The 17,469-nt window shown below is 36.7% G+C and carries 18 protein-coding genes and 1 other annotated feature (1 of these 19 only partly in view); of the genes, 7 read left to right on the forward strand and 11 right to left on the reverse strand.

From position 1 onward, the window contains the following. Nucleotides 1–143 (reverse strand) — a binding site (T-box leader); it reaches 77 nt to the left of the window's first position. A gap of 187 nt (nucleotides 144–330) precedes the next feature. From ACUL40_RS15965 to ACUL40_RS16005, 9 genes are all read right to left on the reverse strand, one after another. Continuing rightward, a complete protein-coding gene (locus ACUL40_RS15965) occupies nucleotides 331–1,524 on the reverse strand; it encodes an MDR family MFS transporter (protein WP_001137561.1) in 1,194 nt (397 codons plus the stop codon). Nucleotides 1,525–1,771: 247 nt separating this feature from the next. Next, entirely contained in the window at nucleotides 1,772–2,995 is a 1,224-nt protein-coding gene (locus tag ACUL40_RS15970) for a cation:proton antiporter (RefSeq protein ID WP_000380179.1), read from the reverse strand. A 3-nt stretch (nucleotides 2,996–2,998) separates the two neighbouring features. Continuing rightward, nucleotides 2,999–3,496 carry a cation:proton antiporter regulatory subunit gene (locus ACUL40_RS15975; protein WP_001026053.1) on the reverse strand — a complete coding sequence of 166 codons (498 nt, stop codon included), beginning with the start codon at nucleotides 3,494–3,496 and terminating at the stop codon, nucleotides 2,999–3,001. A 34-nt stretch (nucleotides 3,497–3,530) separates the two neighbouring features. Continuing rightward, a complete protein-coding gene (locus ACUL40_RS15980) occupies nucleotides 3,531–4,097 on the reverse strand; it encodes a tyrosine-type recombinase/integrase (RefSeq protein WP_000454210.1) in 567 nt (188 codons plus the stop codon). Between the two features lie 346 nt (nucleotides 4,098–4,443). Beyond that, nucleotides 4,444–6,303, reverse strand: coding sequence for an FtsX-like permease family protein (locus ACUL40_RS15985; protein WP_000897745.1), 1,860 nt, complete (start codon nucleotides 6,301–6,303; stop codon nucleotides 4,444–4,446). Nucleotides 6,304–6,321: 18 nt separating this feature from the next. Further along, on the reverse strand, nucleotides 6,322–7,083 hold the full coding sequence (locus tag ACUL40_RS15990; protein WP_000165844.1) for an ABC transporter ATP-binding protein: 762 nt from the start codon (nucleotides 7,081–7,083) through the stop codon (nucleotides 6,322–6,324). A 253-nt stretch (nucleotides 7,084–7,336) separates the two neighbouring features. Further along, complete coding sequence (locus ACUL40_RS15995; protein ID WP_079004438.1) at nucleotides 7,337–8,359, reverse strand: DUF418 domain-containing protein; 1,023 nt, start codon at nucleotides 8,357–8,359, stop codon at nucleotides 7,337–7,339. 136 nt (nucleotides 8,360–8,495) lie between these two features. Next, a complete protein-coding gene (locus ACUL40_RS16000) occupies nucleotides 8,496–8,645 on the reverse strand; it encodes a hypothetical protein (RefSeq protein WP_001129340.1) in 150 nt (49 codons plus the stop codon). Nucleotides 8,646–8,660: 15 nt separating this feature from the next. Further along, complete coding sequence (locus ACUL40_RS16005; RefSeq protein ID WP_000840869.1) at nucleotides 8,661–8,924, reverse strand: YtzC family protein; 264 nt, start codon at nucleotides 8,922–8,924, stop codon at nucleotides 8,661–8,663. A gap of 111 nt (nucleotides 8,925–9,035) precedes the next feature. On the opposite strand from ACUL40_RS16005, the gene ACUL40_RS16010 reads away from it, so the two are divergent. The 4 genes from ACUL40_RS16010 to ACUL40_RS16025 all read left to right on the forward strand — a co-directional run bounded on the left by ACUL40_RS16010 (nucleotide 9,036) and on the right by ACUL40_RS16025 (nucleotide 13,054). Then, a complete protein-coding gene (locus ACUL40_RS16010; RefSeq protein WP_000868031.1) occupies nucleotides 9,036–9,995 on the forward strand; it encodes a TIGR01212 family radical SAM protein in 960 nt (319 codons plus the stop codon). Further along, nucleotides 9,992–10,564 carry a class I SAM-dependent methyltransferase gene (locus tag ACUL40_RS16015; RefSeq protein WP_079004439.1) on the forward strand — a complete coding sequence of 191 codons (573 nt, stop codon included), beginning with the start codon at nucleotides 9,992–9,994 and terminating at the stop codon, nucleotides 10,562–10,564. Before ACUL40_RS16010 ends, ACUL40_RS16015 begins: the two co-directional genes overlap by 4 nt. A 355-nt stretch (nucleotides 10,565–10,919) precedes the next feature. Then, entirely contained in the window at nucleotides 10,920–11,594 is a 675-nt protein-coding gene (locus tag ACUL40_RS16020; protein ID WP_000579289.1) for an aspartate/glutamate racemase family protein, read from the forward strand. Nucleotides 11,595–11,752: 158 nt separating this feature from the next. After that, nucleotides 11,753–13,054 (forward strand): PepSY-associated TM helix domain-containing protein, encoded by a 1,302-nt coding sequence (locus ACUL40_RS16025; RefSeq protein WP_000867835.1) that lies wholly within the window; start codon nucleotides 11,753–11,755, stop codon nucleotides 13,052–13,054. Nucleotides 13,055–13,091: 37 nt separating this feature from the next. On the opposite strand, the gene ACUL40_RS16030 is transcribed toward ACUL40_RS16025, so the two are convergent. Together ACUL40_RS16030 and ACUL40_RS16035 are read right to left on the reverse strand one after the other, a co-directional pair. After that, entirely contained in the window at nucleotides 13,092–14,156 is a 1,065-nt protein-coding gene (locus tag ACUL40_RS16030; RefSeq protein ID WP_001102460.1) for a tetraprenyl-beta-curcumene synthase family protein, read from the reverse strand. 40 nt (nucleotides 14,157–14,196) lie between these two features. Beyond that, nucleotides 14,197–15,000: an alpha/beta hydrolase gene (locus ACUL40_RS16035; RefSeq protein ID WP_000267421.1), complete on the reverse strand. Its 804-nt coding sequence runs from the start codon at nucleotides 14,998–15,000 to the stop codon at nucleotides 14,197–14,199. A gap of 74 nt (nucleotides 15,001–15,074) precedes the next feature. On the opposite strand from ACUL40_RS16035, the gene ACUL40_RS16040 reads away from it, so the two are divergent. The 3 genes from ACUL40_RS16040 to ACUL40_RS16050 all read left to right on the forward strand — a co-directional run bounded on the left by ACUL40_RS16040 (nucleotide 15,075) and on the right by ACUL40_RS16050 (nucleotide 17,419). Beyond that, nucleotides 15,075–15,587: a gamma carbonic anhydrase gene (locus ACUL40_RS16040; RefSeq protein WP_000640188.1), complete on the forward strand. Its 513-nt coding sequence runs from the start codon at nucleotides 15,075–15,077 to the stop codon at nucleotides 15,585–15,587. A gap of 143 nt (nucleotides 15,588–15,730) precedes the next feature. Then, the gene (locus ACUL40_RS16045) at nucleotides 15,731–16,264 is read left to right on the forward strand and encodes a phosphatase PAP2 family protein (RefSeq protein WP_079004440.1); all 534 of its coding nucleotides are present in this window, start codon (nucleotides 15,731–15,733) and stop codon (nucleotides 16,262–16,264) included. Nucleotides 16,265–16,276: 12 nt separating this feature from the next. Further along, nucleotides 16,277–17,419, forward strand: a complete 1,143-nt coding sequence (locus ACUL40_RS16050) for a glycosyltransferase family 4 protein (protein WP_001261642.1) — start codon at nucleotides 16,277–16,279, stop codon at nucleotides 17,417–17,419. The last annotated feature ends 50 nt before the right edge of the window (nucleotides 17,420–17,469 follow it).

Here is a 17,469-nt window from a genome sequence, read left to right on the forward strand (position 1 = left end):
ACGTGGATTAACGGCAATTGCTACTATTAGTTTCACAACTGCAACTCAAAGGCGAGTTCATAACGAAACGTGGATTGACTTGCACCGACCGTCAACTCTCTAAACCAGCTTCTATTACTACTACTCCTTCTCACTGTTATTACACATATAAGTTAAGTGAACTATCCTTCACCTAGTATCTCTTAAGAGCTTACTTAAAGCGAGGACTTCTCGGTTAATCGTTACTCTTAATAACTAACGAATTCATCTTAAGACAGCCGAGCTATCTCCCTTGTTCTAAAGGTTGTTTTATTTAAATATATTCTAAAACATGTTACATGTTCCGTCAAACTAAACTGCAATTTTTTCTTCAACTGTTTCTTCTACTTTTACTCGTTTATCATAAATGCTCGTTGCTATAAGCGCTACTACAAGCATTACCATGATTGCTATAAACAATACTTCCATATTGTATAAATCCACAATTGCTCCGCCAACGACCGGTCCGAACATTTTCCCTACAGTCGCCGCACTATTTACGACACCTTGATAAAATCCTAATTTATCTTTTGGTGCAAGTATATTTGCAATCGTTGGAACCGCAGGCCATACAAATAACTCACCAATTGTTAATGTTACCATCGCAACGAGGAACATCGTAAATTGCTGCGCTTGACTTAACACAATGAATGACGCCGCAAAAATGAAGATTCCAATCATAATTTGCTGTTTTAAAGAACGCTTCATCCAACGAATTAGCATACTAACAAGTGGTTGCGCACAAACAATCATCGCTCCGTTTATCGTCCATAGTAAACTATAGTGACGAAGGCTAATATTCAATTCTTGCATATGTGTTGCAATCGCTCCTTGCCACTGTACGTATGTAACCCAGCATAAAGCATATGCTACACACACGATAAGAAGTGCTTTAAATCCAGGTGTAAGTGACCACCCTTTTTTCGTTTCGACTTCTTTTTGCACTCCTGGCTCTTTCTTGTCTTCCATACCGCGGAATCCAATAAAAGCAATTAAAAAGAAAACAAAGTATAAAATAAAATTCGCTAAGAAAATATAATCAAAACGATACGATGCAACTAATCCACCACATGCTGTTCCGATCGCAATACCAACATTTTGTCCAACGTACATCGCATTAAATGCCCGTCTTCCGCCTTCTGGCCAAACCGTACCAACCATCGCATACATCGATGGGAAGACCATTCCAGAACCGAAGCCGATTAACGCTAGCCATACAACATATAACGGCCAACCGTGGAAGAACACAAGACCTAAAATCGATACAAGTGTAATCACAATCCCTACTAAAGTTGATTTATAACCGCCCCATTTATCAAATAAAACACCGCCGAGCAAGTTTCCGATTACACCAGTAAGCGAATTGATCATTAATACCATTCCGGCCACAGATAAAGATTTTCCTAGGTGATCATGCAAATAAATTGTATTAAAAGGCCATAAAAAAGAAGCACCCGTGACATTAATAATCATCCCAGCTACTAATAGCCATACTTTCCTTGGCATAGTTTCCCCTCCTATTCTATTTTTTTCGTTCATATATATAACAGTAAAATTGTAGTCGTTTTTAAATAGGAAGGCAACTGATTAATAGTTGATGAAATTCAGATAATGGTTCGACGGTAAATGAAATTATACTGATTGCTTCTTGGATTATATCAGCGATTATTAAAATATATCGACTTACCGACAAAAAATGACAACAGTAACAATGTATAAAGAGGCTGCATGAACTTCATGCAGCCTCTTTATACTATCCAACTTCCTTTTCTCGCTTCGCACTTTCTTTAGCGCTCCATTTAAATATTTTATCTAATAAGGAATATATTCTCCCAGATTCTTTCGTTAACAAAGGTCCTAACGATGCTAATATTAAAACATACAAAGCTGAGAATGGTTTAATAGTTGCCATTAAGCCGCCCGCAATTCCAATATTCGCGACGATAATGGAAAATTCTCCGCGTGATACAAGTGTTAAACCGATATTCGTAGAAGCCTTATGCGATAACCCAGCTTTACGCCCCGCAACCATTCCAGCAGTAAAATTACCGATAAGAGTAATGAAAACTGCTCCTAATGCCAACCACACTGCTCCTCCAAGTGAAAATGGGTCTATACTTAAACCGAAGCTGAAAAAGAATATAGCTCCAAAGAAATCACGAAACGGAACAACGAGCTGTTCAATTCGATCACTATGCTCTGTTTCAGAAAAGACGAGCCCCAATAATAATGCTCCAATCGCCTCCGCGACATGAATCGTTTCTGAAAATCCTGCTACAAAGAACAAAATAGCGAATATTACGATAATAAAAATTTCATTGGACGAAATATCTAACATTTTATTTAAAAATCGTGTAGCTTTTCTAGCAACTACAAAGAATAGTAGCATATACCCTACTGCGATTAAAATAGATGTAAGAGCCCCTACAAGTGACGTTGCCCCTCCGAGTACTAATCCTGAAACGACTGATAAATATACGGCTAAAAAGATATCATCAAACATAATGATTCCTAAAATTAGCTCCGTCTCTTTATTACCAGATCTTCTTAAATCAACAATTACTTTCGCAACAATTGCACTCGATGAAATTGTTATGATCCCAGCAATAATTAATGTTTCTAATAAGGGGAAACCCATTATATATCCGTAAAGTAAACCTAATATAAAATTAAGCGATATATGAACAGTTCCCCCAAAAGCAATTGACTTTCCTGATTTAATTAATTTTTTAATTGAGAATTCTAAGCCTAAATAGAATAAGAGGAATATAACGCCAACACGGCCGAGGAAGGAAATAACTTCTCCGCTTTCAATAAATCTTAAATCGATAAGCCCTAAATCTGGGGCATGGGGCCCCACTAGCATACCGAGTATAATGAGAAACGGAATAATCGAGAACTTTAACTTTGCAGCGAGAATAGCTGCAAAAGCGACTAATACTAACGCAGTCCCAACTTCAAAGATTAAAGTATCCATCGATTATGAATCCCCTCCTACTGAAAGCAACTCATTAATAATTCTTTTTACTTCATGTCTTTCACCTGATAGTACGAGCATATCGCCAGCTTCAATGATAGAATCTGGGCCTGGATTAAAGAACTTCTTCATATTCTTTTTCAAAATGGCAATAATCGTTACGTTATATGTGTTTCGGACATGTAAACTACCAATTGTTTTTTGTACGACTGGTGCATTATTTTCCACCTTAAACCACTCAATTGATAATCCTTCAAAGGCCATTTCAATCGTATCTAAAGCTTGTGGTCTATATACCATTCCGCCCAATATAGCTGCAATTTGTCTCGCTTCGGAATCACGAAGAGAGACGCTTGAAATACTCTCCTCATGATCAGCATCAAAATGGTACATTTCTCTTCGGCCATCATCATGAATAACGATAACCATCTTTTCATTACCTTTTGTAATCACTTCAAACTTACATCCAATACCCGGCAGTTCACTCTCTCTAATATTCATATTTTCCGCCTCCTAATTCTTTTAGTTACGGCTTTTATAAATCGACATCAATCTCCGTTTTAAAGGTCTCATCCTTTGAAATACCTAAATACTTTAGCGTCTCTGATGGAGTCGCGTGATGAAAATGTTTTTGCAACAGCGCAATCGCTATCCCTCTTTTGTACGCATGAAATCCGAATGTTTTTCGCATTGAATTCGTTCCGATCTTACCAACAACTCCAACTGCTTCTGCAGCATTATGAATTACACGATACGCTTGTTGGCGCGTAATTGAATTTGGCGTTTTATTAGATTGAAATACGTAATTTTCTCTTTTAACGCCAATAGATTGTACGTAATCTAAAAGCGCTTCTTTTACTTTTGTATTTAAATAAATATCTTGTTTGAATTTTTCATCTTTCACAGGAAGAGTATAAAACTCTTTAACAGTCCCATCTTCATTTAATACATCTTCAAATTTCATGCTAAGTAATTCTGTAATTTTTAATCCTGTGTTAATTCCAATAACAAATAAAAGATAATCTCGCTGGGAGTGCTCTTTTAAATATTTTTTCATAGCCTCAATTTGGCTTATATCTTTTAATGCCTCTACAACTTCCATACATGTATTCTCCTCATCTTATGAACGGTAATTTTCTCATTATGTTGTCCATTTTACCTTATCATGCTATGAGATTTCCATGTGTTATCCATTATTTTCACAATATACTCAGGTGGTTCTGAAAACTTTCAATGTGGAAACTTACGATTGTATAAATACGTTGCGGTAAAAAATGTGGGGATAAAAGTTCAGCATCTTTCTACAGATTGGATTCCTCCTTTCCTTATACAACTACTTCTACTTTTATATTACGTTACTTATTTGCATTATATTATATATTTTAGTAACATTAAAGTGTTTTTTCTGAAAATAATAAAAACCGAGCGTTTTTGCTCGGTTTTTATTATTAATCTTCTTTCGGAAGAACAATTCCTTTATACAATTGAACTGTAATGAAGTAATAAATCGCATAAATAACTACGAAAATTACGATTGGTACCCAAATACGGAAGTACGGATCGATTAAAATAAATCCGAAAATATTCATACCAACTAATACGTGAGCGATACCCACAATTGCTGGGAATAAGAATACTAAGAATAACTCTTTATAAATCGATTTCGTTAATAACTCACGGCGCACCCCGATTTTACGGAGCATTTGATAACGCGTAATATCTTTTGATGCACCAGAAAGAATTTTAAACATAAGACAGCTTGCCATCATTGCTAAGAACGCAATTCCAAGGAAGAATCCCATAAACACTGTTCCGCTCGCAAAGCCGTAGAACATGTCATACATTTGATGTTTACTATTCATTTGTTCAGCTTTTACATTTTTATATTTATCTAGTTGCAACTCGTCAATTTTTTTCCATTCTTTTTCATATGTTAAGAAATCATCTACTTTTCCGATAAATGCTATACCTTCTTTACCATTTATCTCATCGTACATTTTTTGATTTACAATTTTAATTGCATGATCCTGATGTACATAGAATGGTTGGATTGTTCTGAAAGCCTCGTCCCATTCTTGTGGAAGTTCTTTCGCATTCGCATCTTTTTCATTCATTTCTCTAGCAACTGCACCTACTGGTAGTTCCTCTGAGACTTTTTTCGTTTTCACGCCATCCTTCATCGACTTCATATTTTCCATATCTCTTATTACAGGACGATTTTTCTCTAAATCCTCTTTTACATAGTAAACGTATTTATCATCGATTTTGTAACGATATTCATTTTTCTCTTTAAATGTAATACCATTTAAAATTTTCTTTTCTTCAGCCGTTGGATTATGAACTACTGAATCATAAATTTCAAATCCATCAACCATTTTTATAACGTTATTTTTAAACGCCATACCGCCTGAAATTGCACCAGCTCCGAGCGCAACTAACATTGCTACCGTCGCAAGCACCTTTGTTAAGCTATTAATACGGAAATTTAATTGTGCAAATGTAAAAGCGTTAAGTCCTTTTTCACTACGCTTTTTATTACTCTTTAACTTTTTAATAAAGACCGGGAGAAGTGATCCAAACAGCATGTAAGTACCAGCTGTCGTTGTAATTAATGCAATAATGATTCCCATTTCTCTTAGTTTTTCCATGTAAATCATTGATGCATAGCCCATTCCTAATAAAATAACCGCAAGGAATGCAACTACACCTGTCATTTTTCCTTTTACTGCAACACGTTCTGTTTGTGCGTCTGCATGTACAAGTTGCAGGACAGAAATACGTGATAATTTAATACTGTTCATAATTGCCGATAATACAAATAGTGCAAAGAAGAAGATACAAGTAACAGTCATAGATGGCAGATAAAATGCTTTATAGCCTTCACCAGCAAATTCTAATTGTTTCATTAATAATTGACCGATACCTTCTGCAAGTCCTACACCAACTGCAATTCCAATTGCAAGAGACGCGGCGCCTAATACAATTGTCTCAATAAACATAAGTAATGTAACTTTATGCTTTTTTGCTCCTAACATCATATACATACCAAACTCTTTTTGACGAAGAGATAGTAAGAAAGAGTTCGCATACAAAATATAGAAGAACGTTATAATAGCTAGTAAAAATGAACCTGCTTGGAATACAAATCCAATTTGACCAATAGTAGAATTTTCCTTAAGGAAGGCCTCGTTTAACGCTAATGTTTGAAACATATAAAAAATTGAAATGGACATGACAAGACCAACAAGTAAGACGATATAATCTTTCAGCTTACTTTTTAGCCCTGACATGGAAAGTTTAAATAACATGCTCTAGAACCTCCCTTCTTACGCTTTTTGTGTGCCTAAGTCCGCAAGCACATCTAAAATTTCTTTATAAAACTCTTCACGTGTACCGCCGCGGTGAATTTCTTTATATAGCTCACCATCTTGAATGAATAAAATACGCTGACAGTAACTTGCACTGTACGGATCATGTGTAACCATCATAATAGATACGCCTTGATCTTTATTTAAGTTTGTCATCGCATCAAGTAAACTCGTTGCATTTTTAGAATCAAGCGCCCCTGTTGGCTCGTCCCCTAAAATAATTGCCGGCTCATGCACTAAAGCACGCGCTGCTGCCGAACGTTGCTTTTGCCCACCAGATACTTCAGATGGGTACTTTTGAAGTATTTCTGTAATCCCTAACATATCCGCTACTTTCTCGACTTTTGGTCCAATGTTACGTGATGGAACACCTTGCAAGGAAAGTGGAAGTGCAATGTTTTCATAAATAGATAAGTTTTCTAACAAATTAAAATCTTGGAAGATGAATCCTAATTTTTGTGAACGGAAATCAGAAAGCTCACCTTGCTTCATTTTTGTAATATCCGTACCCGCAATTTCAACAACGCCGCCCGTTGCTTTATCTAATGTTGAAATTACATTTAATAATGTCGTTTTACCAGAACCAGATGGTCCCATAATTCCAACAAACTCACCCTCTTGAATTGAGAATGACACACCTTTTAACGCGTGTGATTGGTTCTCACCTTTTTTACCGTACACTTTTTGAACGTTTTTCACGTCTACAACTGGTTTCGTCATATATATCCTCCTACGCTTGTTTTTCCATTACCTATTTTGCGCCTTTTGGAGGTGAACTGCTATTTGTTAACATTACATTTACCTTACACTTTTGTAATATAAAAAAGATAAGTGTGTAAGGTTCGTTGATAAATGAAATTTTATTAGCGATTTCCAATATATATCGGCGATTCGCGAAGGAATATCAACTTTCCGAAAAAGATGAAAATAAAAATGGGCTGTTCCACAAAAAAGGAACAGCCCACTTCTCTCTTTATTTCTTTAAAGGTGTTACCGTCCAATACGTAACAACTCGCCAAATCCATTCTAATGGACCCATTTTAAAGATTTTCATCCAAATTACACTAAACACAATTTGAATTGCATAAATTGCGATACATACATATAACGTCTGCATGTATGTCAAGTTTCCTGCAAAGTTAAATACGCTACCGGCAATTAAAATCATTGCAGTTTGTCCAATATAATTCGTTAACGCCATACGACCGTAGTATTTCAGTGGCGCTAACAATGTTTGAACTGGTTTTAATTGAAGTAATAAAATTAATGCTCCGACATAGAAAGCTGAAATAATTGGTCCCACTGTAACACCAATTTTTAAAAATTGGCCTGCAGCATCCATCGTTCCGTCTTCATTCATCAATATCATATTTACAAATGGGCCAGCAGGCACGTGTCCATATTGATACCATACAGCTGCCACACTTAAAACAAACATAATGCCTGTAAAAATAGCGACTTGCTTTATGTTTTTTGAAAGATTTTCAAATACACGATATTGTCCTGCAGCAAGACCTAATAAAATTAAACCAAGTGGTAATAGTTCTTTAACACCCATTACACTAAAGGCTATTGTCAAAATAAGACCAATTACTAAGTTCACTTGTTTTTTCGCTTTATAAAACGGTAAAACGATTAATCCGCAAATTGCATATAACGTTAACGCTTCTCCAGGCTGAAACATGTAATGAATCAAACCAAATATAAATAATGCAACTACGCGGCGGAAAAATAGAACATATCCATTTTTCCCTTTCGCAATCGCTCTTGTAATGAAGATATAGAATCCCACTCCAAATAAGAATGAGAAAATCGAGAAGAAACGACCTTCTACAAATAAGTATAGAAACCTTTGATAGCTAGCATCTACTGTATTAGGATCTGGAGTTTTAATATTAAGTAGTGCTAAAATATTTACTAAAATAATCCCCAGTAATGCGAAGCCACGAATGTAATCTAACTCATCAATTCGCTTGTTTGTAATATTGTTCCCCATAAAGCAGCTCCTTGTCCAAAATTTAATCCTCCCTTACTCTACTGGAAAAGGACAATTGCAACTATCGGCAAACCTTACAGGAATCTTACATTATTGTCATATAGCAAAATAAAACCAGGTCATATTGCGACCTGGTCTACTCTGATTGTTTCGATTTTTGAGGTTGTCCTTTTTTACTATTACGCTGTTTTACTTGAACAATCGGATCAAGTTCATTCGAAAACTCAGCGTTATGTCCATTTTGCGTTTTTTGTTCTGGGTTATTTTGATCTGAACGTTTCGCCATTACATTCACTCCTTATTAGTGCGGTGTAATAATCATTTGATGTTGCAATTGGCGAATTGCCATACGTGCTCTATTTAACTGCTCACGTTGCTCATCATTCGCATGTTGTTGCATCGTTTGTAAATCGTTATACGCTTGTTCTAATTGCAACTGCGCATCCGAATACTCCATCGTATTATAATGCTCTTGTCTCATACCTTGGTCTAATTGTTCTTTCGCATATTCCACCGCTTGTTCCGCTTGTGTAATATACGATTCAAGTGATTGACGCTCTGCCATAATTGTCCCTCCTTGCTTCAATTCCCCTTTAGTGTGTCCCTTCCATCTGAACCTTATGAGTATGTTATAATGGATTTTGTTTCATTTTGACTCGGCTTAGGAGGGAAAGTAATGAAGGTTCAAAACCCTTTTCCATATACAAACGACAATAAACGTTATCATACATGGAATTATCATTTACGAAATGAATTTGGTGAAAAAATCTTTAAAGTTTCATTAGATGCTGGCTTCGATTGCCCGAACCGTGACGGTACAGTTGCTTATGGCGGTTGTACATTTTGCAGTGCTGCTGGATCTGGTGACTTCGCTGGCGATCGCCGCGATGATGTTATAACGCAATATCATGAAATGAAAGAAAAAATGCGCTCAAAGTGGAAAGATGGAAAATGTATCGCTTATTTCCAGGCGTACACAAATACACATGCACCACTTGAAGTGTTAAAAGAAAAATTCGAACCGCTTCTAGCAGAAAAAGACGTTGTCGGTCTTTCTATTGCGACTCGTCCAGATTGTTTACCGGACGATGTTGTTGAATATTTAGCGGACTTAAATAAACGCACTTACCTTTGGGTTGAACTCGGACTACAAACCGTCCATGAACGTACTGCAAATCTTATTAATCGTGCTCACGATTATCCTTCTTACGTTGAAGGTGTAAATAAATTACGTAAGCACGGCATTAAAGTTTGTTCTCATATTATTAACGGCCTTCCACTTGAAGATTACGACATGATGATGGAAACAGCTCGTGAAGTAGCGAAGCTTGATGTACAAGGAATTAAAATCCACTTACTTCACTTATTAAAAGGAACGCCAATGGTGAAGCAATATGAAAAAGGACAACTCGAGTTCCTTTCTCTTGAGGATTACGTAAGTCTCGTTGTTGACCAACTTGAAATGATTCCAGAAGACGTAATTGTGCACCGTATCACAGGTGACGGTCCGCCTGATTTAATGATTGGTCCAATGTGGAGCTTAAATAAATGGGAAGTATTAAATTCCATTGATGCAGAATTTGTACGCCGCGGAAGCTGGCAAGGAAAATATGCAAATGAGGAGAAACAAAAATGAAATTAGAACGTGTATTACCGTTTGCTCGCTCGCTTCTGCAAACGGCAGTAAAAGAAGGCGATTACGCTGTAGATGCAACTTTAGGAAACGGCCATGACACTTGCTTCCTAGCTGAAATCGTTGGAGATAACGGAAAAGTATTTGGATTTGATATTCAAAAAGAGGCAATTGAAAGCTCAACAACTCGTCTAAAAGAAAAAGAACTTTTCGAACGTACTGTTTTAGTTCACGATAGTCACGATACACTTCTATCCATATTACCAGAAGATGCAAAAGGAAAAGTAACAGGCGCAATTTTCAACTTAGGTTACCTTCCAGGCGGAGACAAGCATATCGTTACAAAACCGAACTCAACAATCTCAGCGATCGAACAATTATTAGAAGTAATGGCACCTGAAGGTATCATCGTCCTTGTTATTTACCACGGACACCCAGAAGGACAAGTAGAACGCGACGCTGTACTTACATTTGCCGAAGAACTAGACCAAAAACAAGCACACGTACTGCGATACGGCTTCATTAACCAGCAAAATAACCCACCATTTATTGTGGCGATTGAGAAGCGATAAAGTGAAACTTTAATCAGTGGGGGCATCCCCACTGATTATTAGTTGAACCAATCGGGCATTTATGGGCAGTTTATCTCCCACCTAACCTCTTTGCTCCAGGCGAATTTTAAGGTGAGAGTTTTACTGCCCGTTAATGCGGGGTAATATATCAACGATTTTTCAATTATATCTATCGTAACTCGGGATATATCAACGATTTTTTCGATATATCTATCATAACTTACAATATATCAACGATTTCTCGGATATATCGATTGTTCGACAAAACATAACAAAAAAAGACGTGCACTCATTGCACGTCTTTTTGTTATTCTCCTATATAATGGATGTAAACATTCTTAAAGGAGACGAAACAATGATCGGAATACTAGCAGGAATGGGGCCAAAATCAACTGGACCATTCATCGATACAGTTGTAGCAGAGTGCCAAACAATATACGGAGCAAAGCATGATATGGACTTTCCTCATATGATGATTTACTCGTGCCCAACACCGTTTTATATGGATCGCCCTATTGATCACGAAGCGATGAAAAAAGCGATTATTGAAGGGGCACAAAAACTCGAGAGTACTGGCGCAAGCTTTATCGCTATGCCGTGCAATACGGCGCATCTTTATTTTGAAGAATTACAGGACTCTCTTTCTATTCCTATTTTGCATATAGTTGATGAAACGTTACAAGCGATTCCTGAAACTGCAAAAAGAGTCGCTCTTCTCGCAACGGAAGCAACTGTTCAAGCTGATATTTACCAAGATGGGATTGCAAAGCGGAATATAGAATACATTCATCATGAAACATGGCAGGAAATGATTAATCAAATTATTACTTGTATTAAATCTGGAGAGATTGAAAAAGCTCACGAATTGTGGAATGCGCTCGTTTTACAATTGAGAGAGGAAGTTGATACCGCCATTATCGCATGTACCGATTTGAATGTGGTGGCGAGTGAGAATTTTGTTGATTCTTCTCAATGTCTTGCGAAAGCGGTTGTTAGGATGTATCTATCAAATACAAAGAAATCTTCATAAACATAGAAAACATCCCTTTTGAAATGTGTTTTATGTTTTATGAAAATCATCCTAAAAACTTTTAACTTTCTTCACAATTCTTTCAAAGTAATCACACTTAATCTCGCTATATTAAATAAGTAGTTATTCATATAGGGAAGGTTAGGGGAACTGAAAGTATGAAAGTAAATCGTTCGCTTCATTACATTTTTTGGCGTTGGCATTTTTATGCTGGGCTTTTTATTACGCCGCTTCTTATTACATTGTCACTAAGCGGAATTGGGTATTTATTTCGGGAAGAGGTTGAGGATTTCATCTATAAAGATTTATATTTTGGGAAGAGCGCTCAAACGGAATCTATTTCGATGTCTGATTCTATTTCCTTAACAGAGAAAAAATATCCACATTATAGCGTGGCGAAAATTAGTGAGTTTAATGGGGATTATAATACGAGACTTACGATTGCAAATGAGTATACTGGGCAACAAAAATATGTGTATTTAGATAGTAATAATCAAATTGTTGGGGATCAAAACGCAAGTGAAACGTTTGCTAATATAATGAGGGAATTACATAGTTCTCTTTTAGTTGGTGGCACTGTCGTAAACTATACTGTAGAACTCGCGGCATGCTGGACAATCTTTTTAATCGTAACCGGATTGTACATGAGTATACGACAATTCAAAAACACACCATCATCCAATAAGCGAGAAAAAGCAAAAAGACGTCATTCTATTATCGGTATTATATTTACAATTCCTCTCTTTCTGCTAGTCGCATCTGGATTGCCATGGTCAGGATTTATGGGGAACCAAATTTATAAAATCGCATCGTCAAATGAATCACTCGGATATCCAAAATTGTACATGGCTCCACCTGAATCAAAGGTAAAAGAATTGCCGTGGGCAACAAGAAAAGAAGCTCCGCCTGAATCAAATTTAAATGAACCGAAAGCAATTTCTGTCGATGAATTACAAAAAGGAATTGAAATAAAGAAGCCATATGTTATTTCACTACCAGCTGATCCGAAAGGTGTATTCACTGTTTCGAAATCGAGCGGTTCTGGTATTACAGGTATGCATGTTGCACCAAATGAAGAGATAACAGCTTACTTTGACCAATATAGCGGGGAGCTCATTTCAAAAACGGACTATCGTGATTATGGATTACTTGCACAATGGTTCACTTACGGTATCCCGCTTCATGAAGGACATTTATTCGGATGGCCAAATAAAATATTATGCTTACTAACGACATTATCTCTACTACTTCTCATTTATTACGGAATAAAAATGTGGTTAGCAAGAAAGCCGAAAGGAAAATTAGCAGCACCTCCAAAACAAAGAGATAAGAAAAGTATATTCGTTTTCTTTATCATGATGGTAATACTAGGCGCTGTCATGCCTTTATTTGGACTATCTGTTTTAGTTATTTTAGCGATTGAACTTCTTATATATGTATTTTCAAAAATACGATCATAATGAAAAGAAAACCACTCTACATGAGTGGTTTTCTTCATCACTGCGCTGTTTTCTTTCGGTACATCTTCCCGTTCCAATAGAAGAATCGTGAAGTGAGGCCTCCGTACTTTACAATGCGCCGTGCCATTTTGTGCATATTCTTTTGTGCTGATACTTTTTGATCTGATAAATAAATACCAAGTAACCCTCGGCTTATAAGGCGATGAAACTTCGCATGAGGCAAATCACCAATGCTCTTCTCCGCTTCTTCTACAAAGTGTTTCATCCGATCTAATATTGCTTGCTCGTTTTCATAATAACTACAGAAATTCAAATCCCCGCCGGCGCGGTCTTCTTCTTGATCAATGAAATAATCAAGTAAGATATGAAGTCCTTGTACGTAAGGGAAGTACCCTTGTCTAATTTTCGCAATATCTTCATCATGTAATTCATCATGAAATGCATATGCTACAAGACAGAAAATTCCAAGTGTAGAACCGGCACATGCTGAAAATTCAAACCAACTCATCTCAGGTAAGTTTTCTTTATGTGCTTCAAACCAATTTTTCAGGCGCGGCTCTCTTTCTTCTAATTTCACGTGTTTATGAATTTGCAAATCACAATAATAACAAGCAAGTTCATGAAGAACAGGAGCAATTTTGTCATAGTGCTTCGTTTTCTTTAAAACATCTTGGCATGTTTCAACAAGTTCATCTAAATAACCACCATCATCTTGATCATCACGATAACGATAATAATTACCGCCACCTTCTACTTCAGGTGATAATGCCATTAACATCGATTCATGCAGTGCGGCAAAATCATTTGGATCAAGTGATGTACTGCGATCACATAAATTATCTAAATAGTCGCTGATCGTTTGATACGCTACGATAAAACGAATACATTCTTCTCGGTGTTCATTTGCTAGCAGAGCTAAAATGCCACCGCCCTCACAATGAAACGTTTTATGCTCAATACTTGCGATTGCCTGACTATGAAGCTCATCATTCGGAATATGGTAGGCACGCTCTTTCCACATCGCTAGCTCATGGTGTACAACCGGAAACACATCACGGTATACTTTCGCCATGAGCGTTATGGGATTACTCGGTACGTTCACTTCTTCCTTCATCTCCTCTATTAAATGTACAAATAATGATTTATTTGTTTGTTTTTACTATATTATTGACATGCATTTCAGTAAATGACTGAATATAACTCAAAATTTCATCACGCTCATACTCATTTAATAACTCGTGATAACAATTCGGCCATTCTTTAAAAGCCTTATCACTTATTTTAACATTATCAAACCAAGTGCGGACACGTGTTTTATCTACAAGTTTATCCTCACAAGCTTGCATTAGCAAGAGCGGAACATCTGGAAAATCATCTATTTTTTTATGAGCGATTTCGATAGACTTAATCAATTCACTATACCAACGTACTGATACTTTGCGCAAGAACAAAGAATCATTCTCCATTGCATCTCTCACTTCGTGGTTACGTGTTGACATTTCCACCGTAAGATTCGTTGCAAATTGCAATTTTGGAGCCACAACATTTAATATTTTTGAAGCAAATTGAAGCGGAGCAGAGGGTCCAGTCACTACCCCTAAACAAGGCGAACTCAAAATAATACCTTCTACATCTTCTCTCTTCGTTTCTTGCATCATACGAATGACAATAAGACCACCCATACTATGACCGAATAGAAAAATAGGTAACCTATACTTTCTTGCTTCTTTCACCCATAGTTTAACTTCCTCTATGTATTCATCAAATGAATCAATATGTCCTCTATTTCTTGAAGTCGTTCCATGTGACGGAAGATCCCCCATCACGACGTGGTAGCCGATATGATTCCACATTTCCGCAACGGCTTCGTAACGTCCGTGATATTCCATTGCGCCGTGCACAATAACAATGACAGCCTTTGCTTCCTCCGCTTCATAATTCCACATACGGCTCTCCTCCATTTCACTCTTTCTCATAATTTGATACACTAAAACTAGTCTCTAGGAAAGGAAGACTTTACATGATATATCCTTACAAAGAAAAAAAACCGAAAATTGCGAGTAGTGCTTTTATCGCTGACTATGTTACGATTACAGGCGATGTTTACGTTGGCGAGGAATCAAGTATTTGGTTTAATACAGTCATCCGTGGTGATGTGTCACCAACGATCATTGGAGACCGAGTAAATGTACAAGACCAATGTACACTCCACCAAAGCCCTCAGTATCCTCTTATCTTAGAAGATGATGTTACAGTTGGGCATCAAGTTATTTTACATAGTTGTCATATTAAAAAAGATGCTTTAATTGGAATGGGATCCATTATATTAGATGGTGCTGAAATTGGCGAAGGAGCTTTTATCGGCGCTGGAAGCCTCGTTTCACAAGGAAAGAAAATTCCACCAAACACGTTAGCTTTCGGTCGTCCCGCGAAAGTCATTCGTGAATTAACAGCAGAAGACCGTAAAGATATGGAGCGTATTCGCACGCAATACGTTGAAAAAGGTCAATATTATAAATCATTACAGAAGTAAATTTCCGCTGCCATAAGATTGGCAGCTTTTTTTATATAAAATCTAACTTTTTCTTTACAAAACATTATTACTCCCTCAACAAAATCTTATTAAAATAAAAGCTAATATCTCCATATATATGTAAACGAGGGAGGAGAATTTTCATGAAGGTCAGTGGATTATATAAAATAGAATGTTACATTTTCAAAGGAATTAATCGCTACTTTGATCAAAAAACATTAAATATCTTTTTCAGCAATATTACTCATATCGGTGGCGCGACTTTCTCCATCGCACTCACACTTTTCTTTTTAATTTTTGCAAAAGGTACTTTACATCAAGCAGCAATTGCAACTGCTATTTCTTTAACAATTAGCCATATTCCTGTACAAATATTAAAAAGATGGTATCCACGAAAACGTCCTTATTTAACAATTCAGGATGCAAAATATCCAGTCCATCCATTAAAAGACCACTCTTTCCCGTCTGGTCATACAACAGCCGTTTTCTCTGTCTTCATTCCATTTATTTGCTATAATCCAAGCTTACTTGCTTTCCTATTACCGTTAGCATTATGCGTCGGTATTTCACGTATTTATTTAGGACTTCACTATCCGTCAGATGTATTCGTCGGTATGTGCCTTGGCACTTGCTCTGGCATCATCTCTTTTTATCAATTCATCCCACTTTTCACATAAAGGAGTGATATGATGAGAGTCGCCATTTTTACCGATACTTTTACGCCACAAGTTAACGGGGTTGCGAAAACGTTAGAGCGATTAACACGATATTTTCAGAAAGAACAGATCGCCTATTCTGTTTTCGCCCCTCAGCATACAGCTGAAGATAATTTTGTAGCGAATGTGAATAAGATGAGAAGTATCCCGTTAACAATATTATATCCAGAATGTCGTTTTTCTTTTCCTACTCCGCGTATTAAACGGGAACTACTTTCCTTTAAACCTGACATTATTCACATTGCCACACCTTTCAACATGGGACTTTGTGGATTGTATTATGCAAAAAAGTTAAACATCCCAGTTGTCGGTTCTTATCATACTGATTTCGATGCCTATTTACGTTATTACAAAATCGAATTCCTCTCCAATATGCTTTGGAACTATTTAAAATGGTTTCATAGTCATATGCAAAAAAATTTTGTACCTTCCTTTGAAACATTACATCAATTAAAAAATAAAGGCTTTCAGACCCTCTCTATATGGGGACGTGGTGTAGATTGCACACTCTTTCATCCAGCTTACAATACAGACCTATTCCGAAAAAAATATAATATTACAGCGAAGTATGTCCTTTCCTATGTTGGACGAATTGCTCCTGAAAAAGATATTGATACGCTGCAACACCTTATCGTTAAAACAGCACATACTCGAAACGATATTCATTGGCTCATCGCAGGAGACGGTCCTCTAGCAACAAGTTTACGTGAAGCTGTTCCGAAAACAAATATCACTTTTACTGGCTATTTACAAGGCGGGGATTTAGCTGAAGCATATGCTTGTTCTAACATAATGGTGTTTCCATCAGCTACTGAAACATTCGGAAATGTCGTACTTGAATCACTCGCATGCGGTACACCTGTTATTGGTGCAAATAGTGGCGGGGTTAAAAATATTATTACAGATGGAAAAACGGGAGTTCTTTGTCCGCCTAAAAATGAAGATGCATTTCTATCATCCATTTATTTTTTATTACAAAATGAAGAAAAACTTGAGCAGATGGGAATAGAATCTTCCTCTTTTGCGAAATCAAAGAGCTGGGATGAGGTCTTTCGTGGCTTGCTTAACCAATATGAAGAAGTCCTTCAGCATAACGCATCAGAGTTGCTTGCTTAAATAGAAAAACTCCCTTCAAAAAACGAAGGGAGTTTATTACATGGTCATAA

The organism is Bacillus sp. KNSH39, assembly GCF_052656585.1.